General features: G+C 66.4%; 5 protein-coding genes and 1 pseudogene. 1 reads left to right on the top strand and 5 read right to left on the bottom strand.

Going from position 1 to position 3,242, the window contains the following annotated elements; translation table 11 throughout:
* On the top strand, window positions 1-185 hold a 185-nt coding region (locus tag ACEPPI_RS40250; RefSeq protein WP_373920200.1), incomplete at its 5' end, for a transposase.
* 151 nt (window positions 186-336) lie between these two features.
* Here ACEPPI_RS40250 and ACEPPI_RS40245 read toward each other — a convergent pair.
* The 5 genes and pseudogenes from ACEPPI_RS40245 to ACEPPI_RS40225 form a co-directional block, all read right to left on the bottom strand.
* Window positions 337-663 (bottom strand): transposase, encoded by a 327-nt coding sequence (locus ACEPPI_RS40245; RefSeq protein WP_373920199.1) that lies wholly within the window; start codon window positions 661-663, stop codon window positions 337-339.
* Window positions 664-729: 66 nt separating this feature from the next.
* Window positions 730-1,056: pseudogene (locus tag ACEPPI_RS40240) on the bottom strand (helix-turn-helix domain-containing protein); the annotation flags it as partial.
* A gap of 355 nt (window positions 1,057-1,411) precedes the next feature.
* A complete protein-coding gene (locus ACEPPI_RS40235) occupies window positions 1,412-2,047 on the bottom strand; it encodes a VOC family protein (protein WP_373920198.1) in 636 nt (211 codons plus the stop codon).
* Window positions 2,048-2,147: 100 nt separating this feature from the next.
* Complete coding sequence (locus ACEPPI_RS40230) at window positions 2,148-2,303, bottom strand: hypothetical protein (protein WP_373920201.1); 156 nt, start codon at window positions 2,301-2,303, stop codon at window positions 2,148-2,150.
* On the bottom strand, window positions 2,284-3,242 hold a 959-nt coding region (locus ACEPPI_RS40225), incomplete at its 5' end, for an IS30 family transposase (protein WP_373920197.1). The genes ACEPPI_RS40230 and ACEPPI_RS40225, both read right to left, overlap by 20 nt.

Below are 3,242 nucleotides of genomic sequence, written 5' to 3'. Positions count from 1 at the left end.
AACGACGCGCCGCCACCGTTGAACCAGTCAACGGCCACCTCAAGGACCGTACCAACCTCCGTCGCTTCTCTCGCCGTGGACTCGCCGCCTGCCAAGCCGAACTCGACTTCGCCGCCATGGTGTTGAACCTCCGAAAGGTCCTGAACCTGGCTCCGGGCGAGCGAGCCACTGCTCTGACCGCCTGAGCCGACGGGCGGAGAAGCACTCCTCATCCCCACAGCACCAGCCACGGGACACCCGCACGTCCGTGATCACGAACTGCGGCATGCCGACAACCGGGTCAGCTCATCAAAACGCAACAACCTCGATGGGTGGAGATGAAGTCCCAGCGGCCGGTCATGCCCTCATCTCCTTCGCAAAATACTGGGCCGCCCGCCGCAGGATCTCCCGCTCAAGCTCCCATTCCTTCTCGGCCTTGCGCAGCCGGCCGAGCTCCGCCCGGAGCCTCGTCAACTCCTCGTCCTGGCCCTCGGCCGCCTCGCCGCCACGGGCGTGGCCGCGGCTGGCATGCCCGTCGGCCTGGCGCACCCAGCTCCGCAGCGTCTCGCCGGACACCCCGACATCCGCCGCGACCGCCGAGTACGTACGCCGACCAGCGGCCGCACGCCACAACGCGACCGCATCGTTCCTGAACTCCTCCGGATACGGAGACCTACGTCCCACCAGGACACCCTTCCTCGGACCACCAAGATCCATTGTCAGAGTGTCCACACCCCAGGGGTCACCTCAGTACTTGCCCACCCCCGGCTCGGTCAGCCGCACCCGGTACAACTTCGCGATCAGTACGCCGACCTGGCCACGCGTCCACAGCTGCCCGGATAACCCAAGGTCACAAGGGCGGTGATCGAGTACCGCCTGGCGAAGGGCCGCCTGCTCGGCCTCGGACAGCACTTGGTGCTCGCCCACGCGCTTGCCCCGCGGGCGAGCGGTCAGCGCATCACGCCCGCCGGTCAGCCATTTCGCCCACCAGCCGTCCACCGCCTTCAGCGAGACCTTGAACACCGCCGCAACCTCCGCACGGTCGCGGCCCTCCACCAGCGCGGCCACCGCCCGCAGCCGCAACGCTTCCTGCGCCGTCGGCGACAGGTGCCGCGCGTCCCCCACCAGATCGCTCACACCACTACAACGACCCAGAACCCCAACCGTCTCGGATCAATAAGAGCTCGTAACGCGATTACGATTCCGGCTCGTTGAGGCTTCTCCAACCCTTACCGGCGGCCTTGGTATAGCTCTCGCGGGGAGCCGTCGTCACACATCAGAAGCGGTTCAGCCCCTTCACAGGCTGACGGCGTAGAGGGGCGGCGGTCTGAAGGTCCCGACTGGTGGTGGCCACGCAAGGTGACACCAAGACCGTCCTCATGAGGAATACGCGATACCTGAACATGCGACTTCACCAGTTCCGAGGCGCTGGTCAGATCGTGACCGGGCCGTGGGCGGTGGCGAACTCGACCGAGACCAGGCCCGGTTCCTCATCCTCGGCCCAGGTGACGTCGATCTGGTCGAGGGGGTGGTCGGCCGGTTCGCCGAGGAATTCGGCGATGGAGGCGGCGTCGCCGGCGATGGAGAGCCCGTGGATGGTGGTGGGGGTGCGCGGGTCGGCGCTCGGGCGCTCCTCGTTGGGGACCAACCACTGCAGGAAGTAGGGCAGTTGCGGGTCCTCCAGCAGTTCCAGCAGGCCGATCTGCTTCCACCGCAGGTCGAACCCGTCGGGGCGGACACGGTGGCCCTCGGCCGAGGTGCGGCCGAGGCGGGCCTCGACCGGGGCGATGTCGTCGACGGAGACCACCCAACCGAGCCAGCCGCCGCCCTCGGCGGCGCGGCGCGCGACCGCCTGGCCGAAGGGTGCGCGGTCGGCGGCGGGGTGGTCGAGTGTGGTGACGACCTCGACGTAGGTGCCGCCGCTCAGCGGGAGAATGAAGTTGCGGGTGCCGAATCGCGGGTGCACGCCCCCGTCGACGAATCCGGCGCCGAGGGCCGATCCGATCCACTGGACGGTCGAGACGAAGCTGTCGCGGGCCACCGCGTAGGAAACGTGATCAAGTCGCACCGCGCCATCATCACCCGACAACCCGTACCAATCCCGACGCCACGCCCACCGCCCCGGCCGCGTCCGCCGTGCATTCAGACGTGGAGCGGATCGATCACCGTCATCCCTGCGGGGGAGGCGCGGTCGAAGCCTCCGCGAGCGTGTTGTCGTAGGAGTCCCCGACGCTGCCCATGTTCGGCTCGATCCCGGCTTTGAGCAGGCGGGTTGTCAGTTTGATCGAGGTGTACTGACCGGATTCAATCAGTCGTTGCAACACCAGCCTGTTGAAGCAATTTTAGCTGCTCGTTGAATGCCTCGGCGGGTATCTTCCAACCGAGAGTCTTGCGGGGTCTGCTGTTGAGGGTGTGAGCGACGGCCTCGACTTCCTCAGCGGACCATCTCGAGAGATCGGTTCCTTTCGGGAAGTACTGGCGCAAGAGCCCGTTGGTATTCTCGTTCGTGCCGCGCTGCCACGGACTATGCGGATCAGCGAAGAACACGGGAATGCCGGTCTCGACTCTGAATTGCGCATGGGCCGACATCTCCTTGCCGCGATCCCAGGTCAGCGATCGTGTCAGCTGTTCGGGCAGCGTCGACATCATATTGGCGAGTGCGGTCTTCATCGTCATCGCCCCATAACCGGCCAGTGCGGGGCTGTTCTCAACCGATTGCTTGTGCCGGTAACCTTCCTCGCGCGGGAGGTGCACCAGCATCGTGAATCGAGTCGGCCGCTCGACGACAGTGCCGATCGCGGACCGCTCCAGCCCGATGATCAGATCGCCTTCCCAGTGGCCAGGAACGGCACGGTCCTCGACTTCGGCAGGCCGTTCACTGATCAACGCTTCGGGCGTCACATGTGCCCAGGTCTTGCGACGCGAACGAGCACGCGGGGCGCGCAGCGCGCGGCCCGTGCGAAGGCACAAGATCAGCTCCCGCTTCAGTGCCCCGCGGCCCTGAATGTAGAGAGCCTGGTAGATCGCCTCGTGGCTGATACGCATGGACTCATCATCCGGGAAATCAAGCTTGATCCGGTTCGCGATCTGCTCCGGACTCCACGCCTGAACCCACGCGCGATCCTTGCGATGCGGCTTGTTCCGCCCCGTCCACGCGCCTGTCGCCGGTCCTGCGATCGCCGTGCCGCCAGGCGTACAGATCCCTCCGGACAGTCGCTCCTGGACGTACGCATGGAGCCGCGGATCGGCGGCCAGCTTCGATG

This window comes from Streptomyces sp. AB3(2024) (assembly GCF_041862025.1).
Taxonomy (GTDB): Bacteria; Actinomycetota; Actinomycetes; order Streptomycetales; family Streptomycetaceae; genus Streptomyces.
This window is presented reverse-complemented; position numbering and strand designations above follow the sequence as displayed.